Raw genomic sequence first — 23603 nt, 5'->3', positions numbered from 1 at the left:
ATAACTCAAAACTTAACTAAAATATCGGTTAAAAGCCGCTGGTAAGATTAGCGGTATATTTAATTGTGGTGTCTGGAGTAAGTCTCATGCTCAAATATCTGCCTGTTAAATTCCTGCGTTTTTTAGCGATTAGCTGTCTTGTAACGTTAATTTCTCTAGGATTTGACCGTTTACACCCCGTTAAAGCTAATCCCACCCTCATGGCTCAAAATGCTTGGGCCGGGGCCTCCTTTCCCGTGGAAAACTTTCAAACCTATACCTCCGGTTTCGGTTATCGTTTCTCTCCCATGGATGGCAGTCAACAATTTCATGCCGGGTTAGATCTGGCCGCACCCTTAGGCAGTTATATCCGCAATTGGTGGACCGGCAGAATCGTCGAGTTATCGGATAATACAGGCTGTGGCACCATGATTAAGATGCAATCGGGTCAATGGACGCATATTTATTGTCATCTCATGGGTTCGGTTCAATCCGATAGCCGTGGTACTTTTTTGATTGACAGGTCAGGAGGAATCGTCCTTACTCTCGGTCAGGATATACCGGCAGGGGCCCGTATGGCTAGAGTGGGAATGACCGGACGCACCACCGGACCACACCTGCACTGGGGACTGATGTACGGCAATCAATACGTTGACCCCGCTTTGGTTTTAAATGCTATGTACGGTTCTAATCCTTCCGGTAATACTTAAGAGGAAGTCCCGATGCAACAAGTTACAGCGTCAAGCATGAAAGTAGTATCCACTTCCCACTTCCCACTTCCCACTTCCCACTTCCCACTTCCCACTTTCAAGTCAGTCCCGATGAAAAAATTTTCACCCCCACAGGTGAAAGAGCTTTCCTTCCCTACACCCCACACCCCACACCCTACACCCTACACCCTCTTTCAAGTCAGGGGGAATTAGAGAATCTGCGATCGCATTCTGTGGGGAAAAAACATCGCTGCCCAGATTTAGTGAATAACGAGGGACACTGCTAAAATTAAGCTGATCGATTCAGGTATATCCAGATAAAATGCGAATATTAACCCTTGTACCGGGAGGAATTAGCAATCAACTGCTGTTTTTTCCCACTCTAGAAACCCTCCAGCAAACTTACCCCCAAAGCAGCATCGATGTTTTGGTCGAACCTAGGGCAAAGGCTGCCTATCGTCTCTGTCCCCAGGTTAGGGAAGTGCTTTTATTTGACTATCGAGATCAGTACGGATTAGCGGATTATTTAAATATTTTGGGAGTAATTCGGGACCGGGAGTACGAAATCGCCATTAGTCTCACCAATCGTCCTGCTATCAATCTTTTACTCTGGTTAAATGGTGTTCCTAACCGTATAGGCTACGAAAATAATGGCAGCTGGTTCTTATCGCAACAAGTACCCCAGCCAACGGAAGGCTATCTAGCGGATAATTATCACGCACTGGTCAAAGGTTTAAAGATTGCCGCACCCTGTCCACCTTTAAAACTAACCTTGAATCGCGATGATATCGATTGGGCCGAAATGGAGCAGCAACGCCTCAATATCAAGGATAGCGGCTATATTCTCCTCTACGCCGGCGGTAGCGATCTGAGCATCAGCCAAGGACTGGAAACGCTTTATCCCCTGGAGAGTTGGCTAGAAATTATCCAAGGCATTCGCCATCAACAACCGGATTTGCCAATTGTCGCGATCCAGGGAGAACTAGATGAAGCTTGGGTTTTAGCCCTCAAAGCCATGGATAATAACTTAAAAGTGTCCAGAACGGCCGATATCGGTAAAATGGCGGCTATGATCGCCGGGGCTAATTTATTGTTAGCTACCGAAAGTGTCCCTTTACAGTTAGCCGTGGCCGTGGGAACCTATACCCTATCTCTGCTGGTTCCTTCGTTGTCTAAGAGAGTTTTACCGAGTGGGGGAGAGCTGCATCGATATATTGAGGCTAATACGGGAAAAGTCGCCGATATTACCCCCGAAACTGTCCTGAAAAAGATTTGGGGCCGGTAAATAATCGGGTTTCGATCGCTTTTCTTGTGGCTCGAAACCCGAAAAAAATCGGCATCAAGGCTCAATTTTGCGATTGAGATAACTGACTTTTCAAGGATTCTAGGGAGGCCCAACGACCATCGATGGCAGTATTTTCTGGAAGAAAAAAATCGGGTGGTTGACAATTGGCTCCGCAGAGTTGACGGGGGGGCAAAGTTAGACATAACTGCTCGTATAACCACATTTGCGGGTCAAAATCCCCGTTAGGATCGAGGGTTTCCGAGAGGTCTTCGTAGGCTATTTCTCGCTCTAGAGGATAGGAGTTATCGTAGTCTTTATTTTTGTCTAGCCAGATTAATTCGGAAGTGTTTAATTGCAGACGATGATTATATTGTTGTAAACAGCGATCGCAGGTTAAGGTGACGATGGTTTCTGCTTTCACCGATACTTCCAAAAAATTCCCCCCATGTCTAACCAGCAAGGTCCCCCGCACTGGTGTCAAGGTTTCTAGATCGGGGATAAAATTATCGATGATGATCACTCTTTGTCGATCAGGAGATTTGAGGAGGTGGGGGATAAAAATAGTTTCCATAGATAACTCCTGTATCATTTATCGGGTGTCAACTGCGTTAGCGAGTAACGCCACCATAATTGCTCGGTGACAATCTTTCTTTTATTAGTTTATCGCAGCCCTCGCCTCTAGAGACATAGACCAGTCCTAGACTTTGGGGTGTGGGGTGTATTTTCAGTGAACAGTGAACAGTAAACAGTAATCAGTGAACTGAAAACTCACATCTGATAACTGATAACTGATAACTGATAACTGCATTTGACAGGCTGTCTGTTGATCGATCAAGAAAGTTTCCTCAGAATTGGGAGTATATGCACAAAGGTACTCCTATGTCAACGGTTTTGAAAAATTTTCTTCCTCGCCTCGGTGGATTGGTTATGGTTGCACTGCTCTGCTCGCTTGTGCTGGGGGGATGGCCTCGGCAGGGAAAAGCGGCTCAATCAGTACATTCATCCTATTGGTTGCGATCGGGAATTGAACAACTAGAGGCGGGTAATTATCAGCAAGCTTTGCAGGATTTCAATCAGTCGCTGGAACGGGAAAATAACTTGGCCCTAGCCTACAGTAATCGTTGTTTAACTGAGATTTATTTGCAGGATTATCTCCACGCTTGGCAGGACTGCACGCGCTCTTTACAACAGCAATCCGATAATTATCTAGCCTATTTCCATCGGGGTTTAGCTTTTTATCGTTTGGGAGATTATTCACAGGCGCTGACCGATTATAACCAGACTATCCGGCTAAAACCCACCTATTATCAAGCCTATTATAATCGGGGTTTAGTTCAGGCAGCCATGAAAAATTATCCCCTTGCCCTAGCGGATTTTAATCAATCCTTGCGTCAAGTTACTAACCAGCAACCCGACACTTTAGCTACTATTTATAATGATCGAGGTTTATCTCATTTAGCCCTCCGAAATTTTACCTCAGCCAAAGCGGATTTTAATCAAGCTCTCCGGTTAAATAAAAATAACGCCTCAGCCTACTATAATCTAGCTTGTACCGCTCACCAATTAGGTGAATACGACCGCTCGATCGCTCATTTAAATCAGGCGATTGCCATCGATCCTTTTTATGCCGATGCTTATATTAGAAGGGGATTACTGCGGCATCAATTGGGTTATTATCAATCAGCTTTAGCGGATTTAAATCAAGGAGCCAATCACCTCTATCAACAGGGATTGCACCACAATTATCGGCAAATCCTCGCCCTAATCGAGCAGATTCACCAACAGTTACTTTCCCTACCATCTCCCATTGTTTAGAATAGCGATCAATATTATAAAGGAAAGCGCTTCATGGCTGTGACGGCGAGACGGGCATTATCTTTAAGGACTTGGGAAACCCGGGGAATTTGGGGAATTTGCCAGAGAACATCGACGGTGCGCCGTAATAATCGCACTAGATCTCCCTCATCGAGACTGGTATTTTCGCACAATTCTGGCCAAGATGTCCCTTGGGCCCAACGGGAGGCAATCCCCATCAGTTGGGTTTCTAACCAGACAGGAATAGTGATATCGTAGCGAGATTGAGCTTGATAGAGCAAACGGCGAACTTCTCGCAGACCGGGGGAATTTTCCTCTCCTTGTCGCAAAATATCGATAACTTCTGGCACAGGCGGGTAATTGCACCAAGTATCGGGGCGAGGGGGTTCCGTAATCATAGCGCTGATGGCGGCGGCTAGTTGGCTAGGAGTCAATCGGTCCAAATCTCCGGACATCATCGCTAATCCTAACCAGAGTTCATTTTCCCCGCGAATAGTGGCCGCCGCTTCTCCGAGGGGAGTGGGCAAATAACCTTCTAATGCTTGGAATTCCCGCAAAATCTCGATTAGATTCAGAAATTCTTCCCAGTAGTAGGATTTACGCGATTGTTGTTTTTGGTATTTAATCTGGGTCTTGTGCAACTTATCGCGAGCAATCTCTCGATCGTAGTATAATTTCATCAATCGCCCCGGATTTTTGCGTTTTTGCAGGGGATGAGCGGCAATTTGACTATTGACAATTTCAATTTTTTGTGATTGTGTTGCCAGTTCCGCCACTGGTGGGATGCCCTGCACTTGTTGGGGGATTAAATTGGCGATCGCCTGAGTATTTTCCTCACCCTTGCGCCAACCCCCTAGGGAAACAGCTTCTAGGGAAGGGGGTATCAGTTCGCCTAATGCCGCAGGAGGGAGAAAACCTCGATCGATCTCGCTAATATCGGCATAGGCGGCTAAATACCAGCGATTATCACTGCCTAAACAAACAAGGGTTCGCACCTGACCGGCTCCGTGCAGGGTATTGACAAAGATAGCGGGGACGGGGGCGGGGACCTTAATATGTTTGCCCTTGAGATGGAGGATAGTTCCGACGGGAATATTCGGCAATTTTAGATGTATTTCCTGTCTTTTCTGTGCCTCTGACTGACTAGCGAGGATTTTATACAGTCTTTCTTCTTCCCGCAGTCTTTCCCGTAGCTTTTCGTAACTATAGACCTGCTCCCGTTCGATACCGGCTAACTCCATATCCAACTTGGCTAATTCGGTGGTTAAGGCGGTAATCTGTTGTCGTTCGGGGCTTAACTTCAAACGAGCGAGATATTCCGCGAAACTGCGCTCTAAGAGGTCTTTTACCTCCTCTAGACTGTGTTTTTGCAGGAGATTTAAGACCATGCCGTAACTGGGCGCAAAACAGCTTTGCAGGGGTTCTGGTTGGGCGGTGGCCAGAAAAGCCGCTTCTTTTGCCCCTTCAAAGGGCGTTTGTACTGTCACCACATGGCCCACCGCGTCCATTCCCCGGCGACCGGCCCGGCCGGCAATCTGGACAAATTCCGAGGGAGTCAGCATACTATGGCCATCATCGGTGCGCTTGGAGAGGGCCGAGATAACGGTGGTGCGGGCGGGCATATTAATCCCGGCCGAGAGGGTAGCGGTGGCAAAAACCACCTTAATTAAACCAGCTTCAAAGAGTTGTTCGACTAATTCTTTCCAGAGGGGTAAAATCCCGGCATGGTGAACACCACAGCCCCGGGTGAGGGGTTCCACTTGGTCGGCCCGCACCAATTGGGAAGCACTAGCCAGGAATTCAAACAGTTGGTTTTTCGTCTCGGGGTCGGCGGTTAAGAGGCTGAGGAGTTGCTCGTCAGACTGGGGGTTATTAGCGAAAAAAGCCAGTAATTTTTGGTGTAGGGGCGGATTTTCGACGGCAAAGAAGGAAAGGGCGAGTTCTTGCAGATTGGGATTATCTTCCAGAAAGAAAATGAGTAACCGGTAGTAAATGGCTCTAGCTTCTTCTGGATTAACGAGATTGAGGTTTTTTAGCTCTCGAATCGCCTGATCGCAACCTTTCCGACTGAAAATGACGTAAATGGCCGGGAGCATATCCTTGTCCCGCAGAGTGGTGACAATCGAGGCGATGGTGGGACAATCTTCTCGTTTTAAGCGTCGGGGTTTGCCGTGGCCGACTTTTGAGCGTAGTTTCGGGTTAACTTTGCTCTGTTTTGGGTCGAGCAGCGGGAATAATCCCTCTTTATTGGCGAAATAAAAGCGCAGGGGGACGGGGCGAAAATCGGAGTTAATTAGCTCGCAGCTGGAGGTCTGTTTATTGTCGCCGGATTGGGGCAGTTGCCGCACCCAGTTAATCCAGTCGGTGAGTTCCCCCGGGTTGCCGATGGTGGCGGAGAGGGCCACTAATTGGATACTAGGGGGACAGTAGATAATTGATTCTTCCCAAACGGTGCCGCGACCTCGATCGCTGATATAGTGACATTCATCGAGAACTAGGGTTTCCACGTTTTCTAGGGAAGTGCCTACCTCACCAATCGGAGTTTGGTACAGCATATTGCGAAAAATTTCTGTAGTCATGACTACAATTAATGCTGAAGGGTTGATCACCACATCGCCGGTAATCAATCCCACTTCGGCAAACAGCAGCGGGGAATCCTCATCGCCATCGGTGGGGGTACGACCGAATTTTTCTTGAAAATCCCGGAATTTTTGGTTAGAAAGAGCTTTCAGGGGAGTGGTGTAGAAAACCCGTTTGCCCCTTTCGAGGGCGCGATAGATAGCGTATTCTCCGATTAAGGTTTTGCCGGAACCCGTGGGAGCGCAGACAACCACTGATTTACCGGCAGCGAGGGCCGCGATTGCCGATTGCTGGAAGTCGTCGAGTTTAAAGGGAAAAATGGTTTTGATATCCAAAGAAGTAGGGTTGAGGGACTCTTTCACGTCAAGTCTAAGAGGAGAAATTTTCTTAATTGTGGCTATTCTGGCTGGCTTTTTTTATTCTAGTCGAAAAAAGCGGACTTCTAGAAACTAGGGATAAGCTTAACCTTTGGGGGCGATGCCCAATCCCATCATACTTCATCTGTATAAGAAATGCTGTATCACTAATAAGTAGGTAGGCGTTAAAAGTTGTCAGATCCCCCCGCCTATCGGCACCCCCCTTATCAAGGGGGGCAGGGGGGATCGAACCTAAAATCCATTTTTAATTTAATTATAACCAGCTACTTAATTGTATCTCTATTTTGTCCTTAGCTTGATTAATTATATCTACTGATCATGATTAAATTTCGTCCTGAAGACTGTCTAGTTTTATTGGTTGATGATGTCAGTCAAAATCTCCAATTGGCTCTGGAGATTCTTAATTCTGCTGGTTATGCCACCATTTTTGCTAGTAGTGTTAAACAGGCAATAGAACGAGTAAAAACTGCTAATCCTGACCTAATTCTTCTTGACTTAATGATGCCAAAAAAGCGGGGGCTAGAACTTTGCCGAAGACTAAAAAGCGATAATTTATACGCTCATATCCCGATTATTTTTGTAACAGATAGTAACAAAAAAGAAGATATTATCAATGCTTTTAATTCTGGGGCTGTGGACTATATAAATAAACCCTTTCATAGTTGGGAACTGTTAGCCAGAGTTAAAATTCATTTAGAAATGAAAAAAACTCAAGAAGAACTTAAAAATATCAACTCTCAACTAGAAAAGCTAGTCAGAACTGATAGCCTAACTGGGGTCAATAATCGTCGAGAGATTCTCGCCTTGGGCGAGAAAGAATTTCAACGATGTCATCGTTATCATCGTTATTTTTCGGTTTTAGTCATCGATATAGACTATTTTAAACATATTAACGATACCTTTGGTCATCTCCTAGGAGACAAAACTTTAATTACTGTGGCTGGGGCAATTAAAAACTGTCTGCGTCAAGTGGATAGTTTTGGGCGCTTTGGGGGCGAGGAATTTGTCGCTATTCTCCCAGAAACTAATCTTGAATATGCCGCTACCACAGCCCAGCGCATTTGTCAAGTAATTAACAAGTTAAATATTGAAATTGATCGACAAAAAGTGCGAGTTACTGCTAGTATTGGTGTGGCAACATTTAGCCCTGAAGATAATAATCTAGAAGCGGTAATCGAGCGGGCTGATCGTGCCATGTTCGCCGCTAAAAATCAAGGTAGAAATCGAGTTAGTCCAGGTAAAACAGTATGAAAAATTTATTATTTATTCTTGGTTTTCTGCTCTTAGGTGTAGCCCCAAGTTTGAGTGCCGATCTCGATACGATTATACGCCGGGGAAAATTAATTGTCGCTGTCAAAAATAATCTCCCTCCCCTCGCTTTCCTTGATTCCCAGGGCAATCTGCAAGGATTGGAAATCGACATCGCTAAACGTCTAGCGGCAGAAATTCTCGGTTCTGACAGTGCTATTATTCTCCAACCCGTTAGTAATCAAGAACGTTTACAGGTGGTTATTGATGATCGGGTGGATTTAGCGATCGCTCGTGTGGCGATTACTGCCGCACGTCAGCGCTTAGTGGATTTTAGCCCCTTTTATTACCTCGATAGCAGCGGTTTTGTGACGAAAAACCCGCAATTGCAGCGTTTAGAAGACTTAGCTAACTCTAGAATCGCCGTACTCAACGGCTCGACGACAATCGCCCTTGTGCGTTCCAATTTGCCTAACGCTACCCTGCGCGGGGTTGCTTCCTATCAAGAAGCTTTTAATTTACTGGAAACGGGGGAAATAGACGCTTTTGCGGCCGATAATAGCCTTTTAACCGGTTGGGTGCGGCAATTCCCCAATTATCGTCAATTACCGATCCAGTTGGGGGCGATCGCTCTAGGAGTCGTTCTCCCTAAAGGTTTACAGTACCAAAGTCTCCGAGAACGCGTCAATCAAGCGATCGAGCGGCTAGAATCCACCGGCTGGTTAGCAGAACGGGTGAACTATTGGGGCCTCCCCCTGAGAATTCGGGAAATGGAGAGATAGGGAGAGGGGTGTGGGGTGTGGGGTGTGGGGAGATGGGAGTTTTTTGCTGTGAGCAGTGAACGGTGAACAGTGAACTGAAAACTCAAATCTGATCACTGATAACTGATCACTGATAACTGACTAAATCCTGCTATAATCTGAGGGAATAAGTATAAAAATATTAATTGCTCGATCGCTAATTATGGAAGATACCCTGCCGCTTATTTACGTTTCTGGATTGCTAATTTTCGTGATTGGTTTAGGAATTTTTGTCATCGTGCAAATCGTTAAAACCCGTCGAGTGGAAGGAACCTTTAACAAGCTACAAAAAAAATTGCAAAAAGAAAAAGGTACGGCTAAAGATTACTATGAATTAGGGAGTCTGTATCTGGATAAAAAACTCTATGTTCAAGCATTGAGTTTACTACAAAAGGCTTTAAAAATCTCTGAGGAAGAAAGCATCGAACCAGAAAATCAAGCTCTAATCTACAATGCGCTCGGTTTTTCCTATTTTGCCCAAGAACAATTAGAATTAGCGATTCGTAACTATAAAGAAGCAATTAAACTTTATCCTGAATACTCGATCGCTCTCAATAATCTTGGCAATGTTTACGAAAAGAAACAAATGGCTAAAAAAGCTCTCGAAACCTACGAAGAAACTCTCAAATTTGATCCTAATAATACCGTAGCGAAAAAGCGAGCCGAATCCCTGCGTAAACGCTTCGCCGAATCGAAATAGTTTTGACTACTGATCAAATTCTTTTTAGAGATCGAAGATTCTTCGATCTCTTTCTTTATTTCAAGCCATAAAACACCACGATTAAAACTGGGGTTAAAATCGTCAAAATTAAATTTAGGGGCGCACCCAAACGGGTAAAATCGAGGAATTTATAGCCGCCTGGTGCATAAACCATGGTGTTAGTTTGATAGCCAATCGGTGTTAGATAACTATTAGAAGCAGCAAAGGTGACAGCATACATAAAAGCCAAAGGATTTAAACCCAAAGTTTTCGCCACTTCCACGGCGACGGGAATCATTAACACCACGGCGGCGTTATTAGAGAGGATTTCAGTTAAAACTGAGGTAATTAGATAGAAGAAAACTAATATCCAAAACCCCGAAAGATGGCCGCCGATAGCCACTAAATTATCTGCTAACCATTTAGTCGTTCCTGAGTTATCCATGGCAGTACCCAGGGGAATTAAACCCGCTAATAAAAAGATAATATCCCAACGAATGGAACCATAGACTTCACCCGGTTTTAGACAGCCAGTAATTACCATTAAAACCACCCCGACTAAACTGGTGACGAGAATTGGTTGAATATCAAAAGCAGCAATAATAATCACCAACAAAGTAATTATTATTGCAATAATCCCCTTATCCTTTCGCAGAGATTCGATATCTTTTTCTTCTAAGACTAATAATTCTCGCGTGGTTTGTAAACCAATAAAACTCTGTTTTGGTCCCTGAACCAAGAGCAAATCGCCAAACTTTAAAGGAATTTTCCCCAATCTTCCTTGTAGTAATTCTGAACCACGCCGAATCGCTAAAACCGTTGCGTTATAACGCTGACGGAATTTCAAATCTTTTAAAGTTGTCCCAATTAAACGGGAATTAGATAGAATCAAAACCTCGGCTAATTTTTCCTCACCTGTAGTAATTGTCGATTCAATATCTCCTTTCTGAAATTTGACATCGGCAAAGATTTCTAAGCCTCGTTCATCTTTAATTTTTAATAGTTCTTCCCGACTACTATGAACGATTAAAATATCGCCAGCATTGAGAACTTTATCGGCTAAAGGTTGGGATAAATGTACCTTATTTCTGATTAATTCCAACACATCAAAATTAAACTTTCTTTGTAGTCCACTTTGAGATAAAGTTTGACCGATAAGATTAGAACGAGGGCTAATAATTACCTCACTCAGATATACTTTAGAACCGTAATCATCGTCTAAAAATTCCCCCGTGGAAGATTTGCGATCAGGTAATAATTTGGGGGCAAAAATTGTTAAATAAATCAAACCTGCTAAAAAAGTTACTACTCCTAAAGCAGTGAATTGAAATAAGCTAAATTCCCCATAACCCAGCTTGGCAGAAATACCACTAGCGAGAATGTTTGTAGAAGTTCCTACCACCGTAATCATCCCCGCTAAAACCGTCGCGTAGGAAAGGGGAATTAATAACTTAGAAGGGGAAATTTTTTGTTTTTTACACCAATCTTCAACGATAGGTAAAAAGATCGCCACCACTGCCGTGTTATTAATAAAAGCACTAATTGGCCCCACTAATGCCCCTAGGACAAATACCTGTTGGTGGGGACTTTTGCCCCCCCAAACCAGCAAGCGATCGCGAATTACTTGAATCACTCCCGTGCGGGTAATTCCGGCACTAAGCACAAACATCGCCATCACTGTCACCGTGGCAGAATTACTAAACCCGGCGATACCTTCTTCGGGAGTAACTAAACCCAAAAGAATCAGGACAATCGCCACGCATAAAGCGGTTAAATCTACCGGTAGCCATTCCGCCACGAAAGCGACTAAAGCAACGACTAAAACCGTTAAAGTCAGAATAATTGGTGTTGGCATTGATTTATTTTTTCGTCATGAACCAGCGAATAAATAACTTCTCCAACTCGATCCAAACAAACATTAAGGCACTAAATCCAAAACAGATTAATAATTCCGTGCCACTAATCCATTGAGTGCCGAAGAAGCTTTGTAGAGGAGGAGCATAAATTAACAACAATTGTAGGATCGTTGTCAAGCCCACGGCGGCAATAATGTAAGGATTAGAGAAGGGATTCATTTGCACAGCTAACTGGGTATGGGAACGCACCGCTAAAGCATGACCCATTTGTGCTAAACAGAGGGTAGTAAATACCATGGTTTTCCAGCGTCCGGGATCTCCGATTTCGGGGGTTGCCTGAGTATATTGGTAAGCCCAGTACATCATAATAATGGTCAGAATCGCAAACACCACACCGATGCGAATCATATACCAACCCAAACCGCGAGCAAAAATGCTTTCCCGGGGGCTAAAAGGTGGACGTTTCATCACATTAGGTTCGGCGGGTTCCATTGCCAAAGCCAGAGCCGGTAAACCGTCGGTGACAAGGTTCATCCAGAGGATTTGCAAGGGAGAAAGGGGGACACCGCCTAAACCGAGCAGCGGAGCCGCTGCAATCGTTAAAACCTCGCCAATATTACTGCCGAGAATGTATTTAATAAAGCGCCGAATGTTGCTGTAAACCACGCGCCCTTCTTCGGTGGCGGCGACGATGGTGGCAAAATTATCATCCAGCAAAATCATATCACTGGCTTCTTTGCTGACATCGGTTCCCGTAATGCCCATGGCGATGCCGATATCCGCTTGTTTTAGTGCCGGAGCATCATTGACTCCATCCCCCGTCATGGCGACAAATTTGCCCCGTTTTTGCAAAGCTTGGACGATTCTCAGCTTATGTTCGGGAGAAACGCGAGCATAGACGCTCACACCATCTACCTCTGCCTCTAGGTCATTCTGAGACATTTTTTCTAATTCTTTACCCGTGATTACTCGCTCCCCGGGGGCAGCAATGCCTAATTCAATGGCGATCGCCTTGGCCGTTAATTGGTGATCCCCGGTAATCATAATCGGACGAATTCCCGCTTGACGACAGAGGGCAACCGCTTCTTTAACTTCTTTGCGGGGTGCATCGAGCATTCCCACCAATCCCAACCAAACCAGGGATTGTTCCTCACTATCTTCTCTTTCCGCTTCTGGCACTTCTGTCATCGGTTTATAGGAAAAACCTAAGACTCGTAGGCCATTACCCGCCATTTCGTCATTTTGTGCCAAAATACGGCTTCTTTGTGCTTCTGTTAAGGGTTGACTTTCCGCCCCAACTTGGATCAGAGAACAGCGTTCGAGAATTAATTCTGGTGAGCCTTTGGTAAACATTAAATAGGCAGAATCCCCCAAACCTAACTGGGCATTCTCACAGATTACTGACATTCTCTTTCGTTCGGAAGAAAAGGGAAATTCGCCTAAACGAGGGCTTTTTGGTTCCAATGCTTCCCGATATAGTCCTCCTTTACCCGCCAAAGTCAGTAAAGCTCCTTCGGTGGGATCGCCTAAAATTGACCATTCTTGCGCTTTATTTTGCAAAAGTGCATCATTACACAGCACACAAGCCTTTAAAATTGCCTGTAGTTCGGGATCACTTTCACTAGCACCATTAAACTCACCGATAGGCGCGTAACCTTCCCCCGTGACAGTAATTGTCTGCCCGGAAGTATTGACTTTCTGCACCACCATTTTATTTTGAGTTAAAGTTCCGGTTTTATCGGAGCAAATCGTCGTTACCGAGCCTAAAGTTTCCACTGCCGGCAATTTACGAATTAAAGCTTGTCTTCTCACCATTCTTTGGGTTCCAATTGCCAAAGTCACCGTTACCACTGCCGGTAAACCTTCGGGAACAACGGCCACAGCCATACTGAGGGAAGTTTCGAGGAATGATTCAAAAAACTGCCAACCAAAGCGAATTACGCCCCCAAGCACGACTACAGCCACTAAAGCTAGGGAACTACTCACTAAAACGTTACCTAACTGCGACATTCGCTGCTGTAGGGGAGTTGGTTCACTTTCTACTCCTTGCAACAAAGCGGCGATTTTACCGATTTCCGTGTCCATTCCCGTCTTGGTAATCGCCACTTTCCCCCGCCCCTGTACTACCTCTGTACCCTGATAGACGAGGTTAATGCGATCGCCTAAAGAGGCATCTTCCGGTAAAACCTTTTGTGCTTGTTTATTCACCGATTCCGCTTCCCCCGTGAGGGCAGCTTCCCGGATTTGCAGGTTTTGTGCTTCTAATAATCTGCCATCGGCTGCAATTTGTACCCCCGCTTCCAGTAACATGATATCCCCGGGGACAAGTTCCTTGGCCGCCACTTCAAAGGTGCTACCATTACGGATAACCCGGACTTTCGGCGAGGATAACTGCTTAAGGGCTGCTAATGCCTTTTCTGCCCGACTTTCCTGTAAATATCCTAAAATACCGTTTAAAATAACAATTGTAAAAATAGCGATCGCATCTTTGGGAAATTCCCCTTTTTTCAGATCCAAAACTGCCGAAACCACCGCCACGGCAATCAGCATCACTAACATAATGTTAGTAAACTGTTCCCATAAAATCATTAACGGGCTACGTCCCCCCGTTTCTTTTAGTTCATTTAACCCGAAAATATCTTTTCTTTTAACAATTTCGGCCTCTATTAAGCCAGTTTCCCCATTGGTTCTCAGGATTTCGAGGGTTTGTTCCCCAGTTAAATTATGCCAAGCACGATTATTCTCTATTTCCGAGACTTGAGGTGACGTAGTGGGAAAAGTCATAGCGATCGATTGAAGAGGGTGTACGCGTGAACTAAAAAGGTAAGCGAATTAAGCTAATTACATATCACAATATCAGTTATCAGTTATCAGTGACCAGTAAGCAGTTATCAGTGAGCAGTAAGCAGTCATCAAGGAAGTGGGGAGACCACTTCGTGCGCGTTGCGGGGGGAGAATAAATAAAAATAATCTCCTGCCTTTTGCCTCCTGCACCCTGCCTTCTCGACAATCTGAAAAAAAATGTAACGAAATGTGAAGTATAATAGCGAATGTGATAGAGACAAAACATTAGAGAGTAGATAAGAAACGATGCGAGTTGCGATCGCTGGTGCGGGACTAGCCGGATTATCTTGTGCGAAATACCTTGTCGATGCGGGACATACGCCCATCGTACTGGAACGTCGCGATGTATTAGGGGGAAAAATTGCCGCTTGGAAAGATGCCGATGGGGACTGGTACGAAACCGGTTTACACATCTTCTTTGGCGCTTATCCCAATATGCTGCAATTATTCAAGGAATTAGGTATAGAAGATCGTTTACAGTGGAAAGAACACTCGATGATCTTCAATCAGCCGGAAAAACCGGGGACCTATTCGCGGTTTGACTTCCCTGATATTCCCGCCCCAATTAACGGTATTGTTGCCATTCTTCGCAATAATGATATGTTAACTTGGGAGGAAAAAATTAAATTTGGACTCGGTTTACTCCCTGCCATTGTTAAAGGACAAAGTTACGTCGAGGAGATGGATAAATATTCTTGGTCAGAATGGTTAGAGAAACAAAACATCCCCCCTAGGGTAGAAAAAGAAGTGTTTATCGCTATGTCGAAAGCCCTAAACTTTATCGATCCTAACGAGATTTCCGCCACAATTCTACTAACAGCCCTCAACCGCTTTTTACAGGAGAAAAACGGCTCAAAAATGGCTTTTCTCGACGGTTCACCCCCGGAAAGACTCTGCCAACCTTTAGTCGATTACATCACCGCTAGAGGTGGCGAAGTGCGCTTGAATGCCCCTTTAAAAGAAATTCTGTTAAATGAAGATGGCACGGTTAAAGCCTTCTTAATGCGCGGTTTAGACGGTGGGGAAGATTATCTTTTTGAAGCCGATATTTATGTTTCGGCGATGCCTGTAGATCCTTTAAAAGTTTTGATGCCTAAGCGTTGGCAAGAAGATAAATTCTTTCAAAAATTAGAAGGATTAGAAGGAGTTCCCGTCATTAATTTACACCTTTGGTTTGATCGCAAACTAACCGACATCGATCATTTATTATTCTCCCGTTCGCCCTTACTCAGTGTTTATGCTGACATGAGCAACACCTGTAAAGAATACGCTAACCCCGATCGCTCGATGTTAGAATTAGTTCTCGCTCCCGCTCACGATTGGATTACTAAATCCGATGAAGAAATTATCGCCGCCACGATGAAAGAATTAGAAAAACTCTTTCCTCAACATTTTACGGGCGATAATCCCAGTCAATTGTTAAAATATCATCTGGTGAAAACTCCCCGATCGGTTTATAAAGCCACCCCCGGCCGACAAGCTTATCGACCTTCTCAGAAAACTCCGATCGAGAATTTTTATCTCGCCGGTGACTATACCATGCAAAAATATTTAGGAAGCATGGAAGGAGCGGTTTTATCGGGGAAATTAGCGGCAGCAGTGATCAGCAAAGATCACCCCGCAGCACCCCTAAACCCGAATAAAACCCAATCCACACCAGTGTCCAGCGCTCGTTAATTCTCTGGCTAGGGACTAATGACGAAAATGGCCTTGAGTGAGACAATGCTATATCATTAGCCACAGTTCGCCGTTAATCTAAGTCAATCATTCCGCCCCAGCAGAATGCTCCAATTGCCAAAACCGACCCACCCCACCAAACCCCTCGTCTCCCTTGCGGAGTCCTACGAACTCTGTCGCCGGATTACAGAGAAGTATTCCAAAACGTTTTATCTCGGTACTCTCCTGATGCCGAAAGCAAAACGTCAAGCGATCTGGGCAATTTATGTCTGGTGTCGTCGTACCGATGAACTGGTCGATGGCCCCCAAGCCCGGTTAACTACACCTGAAACCCTCGATTTATGGGAAAAACAGCTAGAAACCGTCTTTTCTGGGGTTGCCCTCGAGGATGCCGATGTCGCTCTCGTGGATACTCTAGAAAAGTTCCCCATGGATATCCAACCCTTTCGGGATATGATCGCCGGGCAACAGATGGACCTCTATCGCAGTCGTTATCAAACCTTTGATGAACTAAAACTGTACTGCTATCGGGTGGCAGGGACGGTGGGGTTAATGTCCAGCGCGGTGTTAGGATTGGAAGATGGCGATCGCTCGGCTCCTTGGCGGCGCCATCAAAGCGTCTATATTCCCCAAGAAGAAGCGATCGATCTCGGTATTGCCAATCAATTAACCAATATTTTGCGGGATGTGGGGGAAGATGTCCATCGTGGCCGGATTTATCTACCTTTAGAGGATTTAGAGCGTTTTAACTACAGCGAAGACGATTTACTCAAAGGGGTTAATGATGACCGTTGGAAGGGGTTAATGCGCTTCCAAATTGAGCGGGCCCGTTATTACTACGATTCCGCCGAAAGGGGGATTCGCGCCCTTAATCCCGATTCCCGTTGGCCGGTTTGGGCGGCTTTACTGCTTTATCAAGGCATTTTAGACGTAATTGAAGCAAATAATTATGATGTCTTCGCCCGTCGTGCCTTCGTGCCTTTAGCCAAGAAAATGCTCTATCTACCCGTGGCTTGGTTGCGATCGCAGGCGTTATAAAAATGCGACGGGTTTTGTCCCTTGCCGACTCCACCCGTCGAGTCTTACCTAGGGTTTGCGGCAAAAAGTTTTTCGTGGGGGCAGGGTGTGGGGTGTGGGGTGTAGGGTTTTACCGATTTTGAGGGGGTCAATTACCCAATTTTCAGGGAAAAAGTCCCTGAATTCTCCCCCCGATCACTCCCATATCCGGTACTTTTCGATTTCCCAAAAGTCTAAAAGTCTTACCCAACAAGGTTTTTAGATTTATTCAGCCAACCCTAACTATTAAGTTTTCCCAATTCAGCTGCTTAACTTGGGTTTGGTTTTTCAGCGCGATTTAGGAGTCACCAACCAGAAGGGTCCAGTTTCCGTGCAGGGAACATCTCGATCGGTTTCGTAAACCACAAGACCATCTTGCCGATCCAAAACTAACGCTTCTCCTAGACGGACGTAGGAGATAAACGGGCCGAGATAGCGGACGACAGGCTCATCGCTACAGGCCGGCAACACCCTCTCGTTAAAATACTCCCATCCCACATCCTCGACGCTTTCATAGTAGCGGATGCTGAGATCATCGATCGCTTTCCCCGGAAAACGTTCTCGGATAGCTGACCGGAGAAATTCTGGCAGCGGTCGATCGGGCGATAATAATGTTCCAGATTTCATGGCTTTTCCCCCTAAAACTAAAGGAAGCGGGAAACTCTGACAAGTGCCTCCCCCATCGGGACTATTCACTTCCGCTCCCCACCCCGTCAATTTTTTACTAGGGATGGAAGCCAGCGCGGGGAGTTCCCTTGTATTCATTGTAACAAATTTCCCCGCAAGGGTTCGGGGCGATACCGTGAAAACAGGTTCTCTGGATTTTTCGTTACAAAGATTGACAAATTTATCCCTTGATTTTGGCGATAATAATAATTACCAGGCGACAAGCCCGAAAAAATAATGGAAATAGGGAAAGACGGACGAGGCTGGGACTAACTAACTGGCAATAATGATAGCGAGAAAAGAAGTGGTTTAGTGGTGCTGAATTCTCGTTCCCGATCATTTAGGAGGTAGGAAAGATGACAATTTATGTCACCCGCGAGGGGGATAAACTGGTGGCCGATTCCCCACTGGAATTGGTGGAAAAATTACAACAATGTCAGGGTACAATGACGGAAACAAGACAGGACTTCATGACTCGGATGGCCAAGAAGATGGTGGCCAGCCAAGGCGTTACCGTTCCTATCACCGACCCGGAGAATTTTATCGCCGAGCTAATCCACAACGATTTTCTGAGCGTGGTGGACAGTATTGATGGCTAAAAGTCGGACGGGGAATTGGCGGCAAAACTTGGCCCCTAGGGTTCCTAATACTTAACCCCACTACCCTAGGTCAAAAAGCAAAATTTCCGAGTCTTCTAGAGATTGAATAGCCAAAGAGGTTTCCTCGCTAATTGCCGCTCCATCCCCCACTTGTAAATGCACGCCATTCACGGTTATTTGCCCTCTAGCCACCTGTAACCAGCCATAACGACGGGGAGCTAAGGAATGGGTGAGGGACTGGTCTAGGGGCAAAATTCCCGCGTAGAGATTAACGTCTTGATGGACTTTAACCGCGTTGCCAGCACCGGTGGGAGAGGCGATTAATTGTAGGGTATGGGGAGAAAATTCGATCGCTTTTTGTTCATAACTGGGTTCTAGGTTTTTTTGGTCGGGAATAATCCAAATTTGCAGAAGATAGAGGGGATTAGTGGCAGAATGATTAAATTCACTGTGTTTTATCCCTGTTCCCGCGCTCATCCGTTGAATTTCACCGTGTCGAATCAGGGAACCTGTGCCGAGACTGTCTTGGTGTTCTAGTTCTCCCTCTAAAACATAGGTTAAAATCTCCATATCGTGGTGTCCGTGGGTGTGAAATCCTTTTCCCCCAATCACTTTATCTTCGTTAATAACTCTGAGACTCCTAAAATTAATCTGTTGGGGATCATAATATTGGGCAAAAGAAAAAGTATGATAGGTATCTAACCAACCATAGTTAGCGTGGCCTCTTTCCTCCGCTTTGCGTATAGTAATCATCAGTTTTCCTCTTTTTTATCTCTATATTCCCAGTCTATAAAATATTGCCAAAGTTGCCTATTCTTTAACCGCTTTCGGAGAAACCCTAAAACCGATTATTCTGCCAATGCACCAATTAGGAATTGAGAAAAATACTGGACTTTAAGGTTTTAAATTTCCTCCTCGAATAAACCAAGTAATTGTGGTGCTGGTAAAAGCAGTGATAGCGACAATAGCTATTTGTTTCCAGTTTTTTAATTTCCCAACTTTCTCGATTAAATCGGGAATTTTTTGGGTTAATACTGCTTGGGATTGAATTGTTCCTTCAATTTTAGCTGTGATAATTTTGACTTCCGTGATTTCTTTGTGTAGGTTAATAAATTGCTTGTTATTTTCTTCTCTCAGGGTTTCTATTTGTTGGCGATTATCTTCCTTTAGCGTATCAATTTGCTCACGGGTTTCTTCTCGCAGGGAAGTTATTTGCTCGCGGGTTTCTTCTCGCAGGGAAGTCATTTGCTCGCGGTTTTCCTGTCGCATTGCCGAGAGTAAGTCTTTCAATTCTTGAATATCATTGCTGGTAACAGTAGTCATAGAATTAACCCCAAGAGAATCTATTTAACCAGCATCTTTTAATTTTATTATACTTCACTGACGCTAAAAAGGTCAAATTCATCAAATTTAATTACCTCGGAGTCAGGATAACGAGTATCAAAACGATAACTGCTCACGGTTCCTTTTTCTGTATCTAAAATGCTAAAAACCGTTACATCATTACTGGCAATATAGGGTAAAGGTTGATTAACCCAATCCACTAGAGGAGCAATGTTTGGGATAATTGCTGGTAATCTATTGGGATTACCGATCGCCGCATAATTTCTATCGAGAGGTACAGGACGTTTTTTATCACCTAAATAAGCACCATAACTATTACCAACGTTAGAAGATTCGAGAAAATTCATACCCTTAGGACTAAGAAAACGATTCCATAAATGAGAATGACCATAAAAAACCAAATTAACCTTGGCTGATTCTAATAAGGGAATTAGATCACGAATAATATAATCATTTTCTTGAGGATAATCATAACGTACTGATCTAACTTTTCCCGTGACATCCCGTTGAATTGTCGGCACGGGATCGGTGTAGGGTGGCACGATATTTCCTCCTAGGGTATGGGGAGGATGATGAAACATAACTACCTTATATTTAGCCTCTTGAAATTCTCGACTATTTAACTCTTTTTCTAACCATTGATATTGAGGACTACCCTGAGCAATTGGCTCAAAAATATGCTGACCGTAACCCCAGCGATCTCGTCTATCTAAGTCTCTTTGATTTTCGTAATATCTTCCCCTTGCACTGGGTTCTAAATTGGGATTTCTCCAGATATTAGTAACATATAAAACCACTAAACGAACATCGCCAAAGGTCAGAGAATAATATTTATTTTGAGGCAAAGAAAAAATTTCTTCGTAGGTTTCTACGTTAAAAGCATTATTTTTTAACCAGGTTTCATTAATTGCTGCTGTTTCCTCTGCTAGTTGTTTAGCAATAAATTCAGGAATAGCATCTTCAAACTGTTCATTTAAACCTCTGGAATTAGAAAATCTGCCCATAACTTCATGATTACCAATCGCAGGAAATAAGGGGGCATTTTGAATAATTTCTCCCCCTTTATAAATAGTCTGAATACCATTCTTGGTAAGAGTATAATTAGCACGACCTTGTAAACAGGGAAAGAATGCCCCACCACGACTATCATCAAACCATTCGGAAGCTCGATCGGGTATATTAACTAAATCTCCTGCTAAAAAAACTGCATCTACCTGTCCAATAGTTTCGCTAACTTTTTGCAAATTAGCGGCAGTCATAGGCATTAATTGATGATCGGAAGTGAGCAGAATTTTGAGATTAGTTCCTTTTTTGGGTCTTGGGGTAAGGGTATAAATATCACTTCTAATCGCTGTATTTTCCTGAAAACTGGTGACTTGATAGGGAATCCTTTCCCCTGGATTTAAATCAGTAATTTCGGCCTGATGTCGCCAGATTTCTCGATCGCTTAAAGATTGATAAGCTTCAAGGGTTCTCGATTGAGCATCTTCTCTAACTCTAGTTAATTTGCTAGTGCGAGCGGGGGCCATTTTCTCTAGTTTTTCCCCGTAGCGCACCTGATGACCAGTGCCAAAAAATTCCGTAAACCAAATCACTTGTATTGATGTTTCGGTGGGTAATTGTAAAAAAGGTTCGGTTAAAAGTTGATCCTTGTTCATTGTCGCTAAAAGATAACTGCTGTGCTGCATTTAAACAGTCTTAAGGAATAATTGAGATAGTCCACAACTTCACCGGTAATAACTAGCAGATTCCCTATTTTATCGGCTAATCTAAAACCTTAGACTCTAACTGCTGCCGTTGCCAGAGATTTTGATAGACTCCGGGGAATGCGATTAACTCTTCGTGGGTTCCCATCTGGACAATTTCTCCGCGATCCATGACAAAAATGCGATCAGCAGTGGCAGCGGCCAATAATTGATGGGAGATAAAAATCACGGTTTTTTGGCTTTCTTGGCTGAGATTTTCTAAAATAGCCGTGGCCGTTTGATTATCGACGCTAGATAGGGCATCATCAAGGATTAAAATCGGTGCTTGGATGGCTAAAGCGCGCGCTAAAGAGACCCGTTGACGTTGACCCCCGGAAAGAGTAATCCCACGTTCTCCCACTAAAGTTCCGTATTTTTGCGGGAAATTCTCGATTTCCTCCTCAATTCTCGCTTGTTTGGCCGCCGATTTCACTGCTGGAAAATTCAGCAGCGGATCGCCGTAACGGATATTATCTTCAATGGTGGTACTAAATAAAAAACTTTCTTGGGGAACATAAGCGATCGCTTTTCGCAGATCTTCAAGAGCAATTTGAGTGACATCTTGATCATCAATAAATAACTGTCCTTCCGCAATATCCAAAAGACGGGGAATAGCGTTAGCAAGGGTAGATTTTCCCGACCTGATCGCACCGACTACCGCTACCATTTCCCCCGGATTAATGGTAAAAGAAAGAGATTTTAAGGCGGGTTCCCTAGCATCAGGATAGGAAAAAGTCAAGGCTTTGGCGGTAATTTTTCCTTGAATATTTTTTAGGTGAATACAATCGGCATTGTCTTTAATTTTAGCCTCGGCTAATAGGATAGTTTCCAGGCGATCAATACTCACTTCTCCCTGTTGGTAGGCAGTAATAGTAAAACCTAATAAAGCAGTGGGAAAAACTAATCTTTCCGCCAAAATTAACAGAGCAATAAAGTCCCCAATGGTGATATTACCCGCTATAATTTGTCTAGTACCCAGGGCAAGCAAGGCCAATAAACTTACATAGGCTAAAGCTTCAATCAGGGGAAAAAGAAAATTACGAGTCTGGACTAAATCTAAATTAGCCTGTAATAATTCGCCATTTCTTTGTTTAAATGCTAGGCGCTCGTTTCCTTCTTGGGCATAGATTTTAATCAGGGTAATACCACTCATATCCTCTTGAATTAAATCGCTTAGATGCGAGAGTTTTTCTTGTACTTTTTTCTGTTGCCGCTGCAGACGACCACTAAATAACTGCACAGCAATTAACATCAAAGGATAGACAGAAATGGCGGCGACTGAAAGGGGAATATGAATCGCTAACATCACGGGCAAAGTTAACCCATAGGCAAAAAAAGTATTAGCCAAACTGAGCAAAGCAAAACCCACCAGACGACGGATATTATCCACATCGCTAGTGGCACGGTTGATTAAATCTCCTGAAGTTTGCCGAGAAAAATAGGCAGGTTCAAGGGTTAATAAATGCTGAAAGATTTTTTGTTTAAGATCGAACTCTACCTGACGACCGATCCCGAATAATAGCACTCTGGATATCATGCGGATAAACCACATAATCGAGGCTAAAGCGATAATAAAAATCACATAGTAAATGATTTTTTGGAAGTCAAAGGATTTACTTAAATCATCGATGCTATCCCGGATTAAAAGCGGTATATAAACACCCAAAAGATTAACAACAAGCAAAGCAACTACCCCCCAAGTTACTATTTGCCAATGGGGGCGTAGATAATTTGCTAGTTTTTTAATGCGAGAATAAGCCATATTCAGTTATCAGTTATCAGTTATCAGTTATCAGTTATCAGTTATCAGTTATCAGTTATCAGTTATCAGTTATCAGTTATCAGTTATCAGTTAGAACAGGGAACAGGTAAAAGGGGGAATAGCCACCCAAGATTTTATTTTTTCTCCTCGTCCTGATTTAGTGGCGGTTTAACATTAGAACCACCCGTGGGCGGTTTACCGGGGGGTTTATCAATTTTAGCTTGATAGCCGTCGTTTTTCTGAACCTGTCGTTTTTGTTTGTCCGACATTTAAGTTACCTCTGTTTGATGCTGCCAAAATTCAATCAGCTAAGAGGTATTTAAACCGCTTATTCTTAGATTAGCCGAATCTCCCTCAATCCCTTTACTGTTGCCAGAGTGCAAGAGTGCCTCATCTCAACAAGCAATTTAAGTAGGTAAGCGTTAAAAGTTGTCAGATGCCCCCCTTATTAAGGGGGGATTAAAGGGGGGACTAAGGGGGGATCGGCACCCCCCTTATCAAGGGGGGCAGGGGGGATCGAACCTAAAATCCATTTTTAATTTAATTATAACCAGCTACTT

Annotated in this window: 20 protein-coding genes; 10 read left to right on the top strand and 10 right to left on the bottom strand. The window is 44.1% G+C overall.

The genetic code is table 11. The annotated features are described in order from the left end of the window. The first annotated feature begins 86 nt into the window (after window positions 1–86). Together IM462_RS20830 and IM462_RS20825 are read left to right on the top strand one after the other, a co-directional pair. Complete coding sequence (locus tag IM462_RS20830) at window positions 87–689, top strand: M23 family metallopeptidase (protein WP_287701612.1); 603 nt, start codon at window positions 87–89, stop codon at window positions 687–689. A 322-nt stretch (window positions 690–1011) separates the two neighbouring features. After that, window positions 1012–1974, top strand: a complete 963-nt coding sequence (locus tag IM462_RS20825; RefSeq protein WP_287701610.1) for a glycosyltransferase family 9 protein — start codon at window positions 1012–1014, stop codon at window positions 1972–1974. 61 nt (window positions 1975–2035) lie between these two features. On the opposite strand, the gene IM462_RS20820 is transcribed toward IM462_RS20825, so the two are convergent. Next, window positions 2036–2545, bottom strand: coding sequence for a YceD family protein (locus tag IM462_RS20820; protein WP_287701608.1), 510 nt, complete (start codon window positions 2543–2545; stop codon window positions 2036–2038). Between the two features lie 290 nt (window positions 2546–2835). On the opposite strand from IM462_RS20820, the gene IM462_RS20815 reads away from it, so the two are divergent. Continuing rightward, the gene (locus IM462_RS20815) at window positions 2836–3789 is read left to right on the top strand and encodes a tetratricopeptide repeat protein (protein ID WP_287701606.1); all 954 of its coding nucleotides are present in this window, start codon (window positions 2836–2838) and stop codon (window positions 3787–3789) included. 14 nt (window positions 3790–3803) lie between these two features. On the opposite strand, the gene IM462_RS20810 is transcribed toward IM462_RS20815, so the two are convergent. Next, the gene (locus tag IM462_RS20810) at window positions 3804–6731 is read right to left on the bottom strand and encodes a DEAD/DEAH box helicase (RefSeq protein WP_287701604.1); all 2928 of its coding nucleotides are present in this window, start codon (window positions 6729–6731) and stop codon (window positions 3804–3806) included. Between the two features lie 333 nt (window positions 6732–7064). Between IM462_RS20810 and IM462_RS20805 the strand changes: the two genes are divergently transcribed. The 3 genes from IM462_RS20805 (at window position 7065) to IM462_RS20795 (ending at window position 9494) form a co-directional block, all read left to right on the top strand. After that, window positions 7065–7997 (top strand): GGDEF domain-containing response regulator, encoded by a 933-nt coding sequence (locus IM462_RS20805; RefSeq protein ID WP_287701603.1) that lies wholly within the window; start codon window positions 7065–7067, stop codon window positions 7995–7997. Further along, window positions 7994–8776, top strand: a complete 783-nt coding sequence (locus tag IM462_RS20800; RefSeq protein ID WP_287701601.1) for a transporter substrate-binding domain-containing protein — start codon at window positions 7994–7996, stop codon at window positions 8774–8776. The genes IM462_RS20805 and IM462_RS20800 overlap by 4 nt, the downstream gene beginning before the upstream one ends. Window positions 8777–8957: 181 nt before the next feature. Further along, window positions 8958–9494 (top strand): tetratricopeptide repeat protein, encoded by a 537-nt coding sequence (locus IM462_RS20795; RefSeq protein WP_287701599.1) that lies wholly within the window; start codon window positions 8958–8960, stop codon window positions 9492–9494. 55 nt (window positions 9495–9549) lie between these two features. Here IM462_RS20795 and IM462_RS20790 read toward each other — a convergent pair whose 3' ends face one another. After that, complete coding sequence (locus IM462_RS20790; protein ID WP_287701598.1) at window positions 9550–11349, bottom strand: SLC13 family permease; 1800 nt, start codon at window positions 11347–11349, stop codon at window positions 9550–9552. 4 nt (window positions 11350–11353) lie between these two features. Then, on the bottom strand, window positions 11354–14134 hold the full coding sequence (locus tag IM462_RS20785) for a cation-translocating P-type ATPase (RefSeq protein ID WP_287701596.1): 2781 nt from the start codon (window positions 14132–14134) through the stop codon (window positions 11354–11356). A gap of 306 nt (window positions 14135–14440) precedes the next feature. On the opposite strand from IM462_RS20785, the gene pds reads away from it, so the two are divergent. Then, the gene (gene pds, locus IM462_RS20780) at window positions 14441–15871 is read left to right on the top strand and encodes a 15-cis-phytoene desaturase (RefSeq protein WP_287701594.1); all 1431 of its coding nucleotides are present in this window, start codon (window positions 14441–14443) and stop codon (window positions 15869–15871) included. 105 nt (window positions 15872–15976) lie between these two features. Continuing rightward, entirely contained in the window at window positions 15977–16909 is a 933-nt protein-coding gene (crtB, locus tag IM462_RS20775; RefSeq protein ID WP_287701593.1) for a 15-cis-phytoene synthase CrtB, read from the top strand. Between the two features lie 306 nt (window positions 16910–17215). Here the strand turns inward: crtB and IM462_RS20770 are convergent, their stop codons facing one another. Next, complete coding sequence (locus IM462_RS20770; RefSeq protein WP_287701591.1) at window positions 17216–17692, bottom strand: hypothetical protein; 477 nt, start codon at window positions 17690–17692, stop codon at window positions 17216–17218. A gap of 257 nt (window positions 17693–17949) precedes the next feature. On the opposite strand from IM462_RS20770, the gene IM462_RS20765 reads away from it, so the two are divergent. Then, window positions 17950–18192, top strand: coding sequence for a hypothetical protein (locus tag IM462_RS20765; RefSeq protein WP_008206005.1), 243 nt, complete (start codon window positions 17950–17952; stop codon window positions 18190–18192). 60 nt (window positions 18193–18252) lie between these two features. Here IM462_RS20765 and IM462_RS20760 read toward each other — a convergent pair whose 3' ends face one another. Continuing rightward, window positions 18253–18945: a pirin family protein gene (locus tag IM462_RS20760; RefSeq protein ID WP_287701588.1), complete on the bottom strand. Its 693-nt coding sequence runs from the start codon at window positions 18943–18945 to the stop codon at window positions 18253–18255. Window positions 18946–18988: 43 nt separating this feature from the next. Between IM462_RS20760 and IM462_RS21145 the strand changes: the two genes are divergently transcribed. Continuing rightward, the gene (locus IM462_RS21145) at window positions 18989–19090 is read left to right on the top strand and encodes a winged helix-turn-helix transcriptional regulator (RefSeq protein ID WP_353737354.1); all 102 of its coding nucleotides are present in this window, start codon (window positions 18989–18991) and stop codon (window positions 19088–19090) included. Here the strand turns inward: IM462_RS21145 and IM462_RS20755 are convergent. The 4 genes from IM462_RS20755 to IM462_RS20740 form a co-directional block, all read right to left on the bottom strand. After that, the gene (locus IM462_RS20755; protein WP_287701586.1) at window positions 19087–19515 is read right to left on the bottom strand and encodes a hypothetical protein; all 429 of its coding nucleotides are present in this window, start codon (window positions 19513–19515) and stop codon (window positions 19087–19089) included. The two genes, IM462_RS21145 and IM462_RS20755, sit on opposite strands and share 4 nt — an antisense overlap. A gap of 47 nt (window positions 19516–19562) precedes the next feature. Beyond that, on the bottom strand, window positions 19563–21224 hold the full coding sequence (locus IM462_RS20750; protein WP_287701584.1) for a purple acid phosphatase family protein: 1662 nt from the start codon (window positions 21222–21224) through the stop codon (window positions 19563–19565). A gap of 76 nt (window positions 21225–21300) precedes the next feature. After that, window positions 21301–23043 carry an ABC transporter ATP-binding protein gene (locus IM462_RS20745; protein WP_287701582.1) on the bottom strand — a complete coding sequence of 581 codons (1743 nt, stop codon included), beginning with the start codon at window positions 23041–23043 and terminating at the stop codon, window positions 21301–21303. Window positions 23044–23177: 134 nt separating this feature from the next. Next, on the bottom strand, window positions 23178–23312 hold the full coding sequence (locus IM462_RS20740) for a hypothetical protein (RefSeq protein WP_287701580.1): 135 nt from the start codon (window positions 23310–23312) through the stop codon (window positions 23178–23180). Window positions 23313–23603 lie beyond the last annotated feature (291 nt).

It is taken from the genome of Microcystis sp. M144S2, from assembly GCF_020246065.1.
Lineage (GTDB): Bacteria > Cyanobacteriota > Cyanobacteriia > Cyanobacteriales > Microcystaceae > Microcystis > Microcystis ichthyoblabe_A.
The sequence above is the reverse complement of the archived record's forward strand: the minus strand, read 5'-3'. Positions and strand labels throughout refer to the sequence as shown.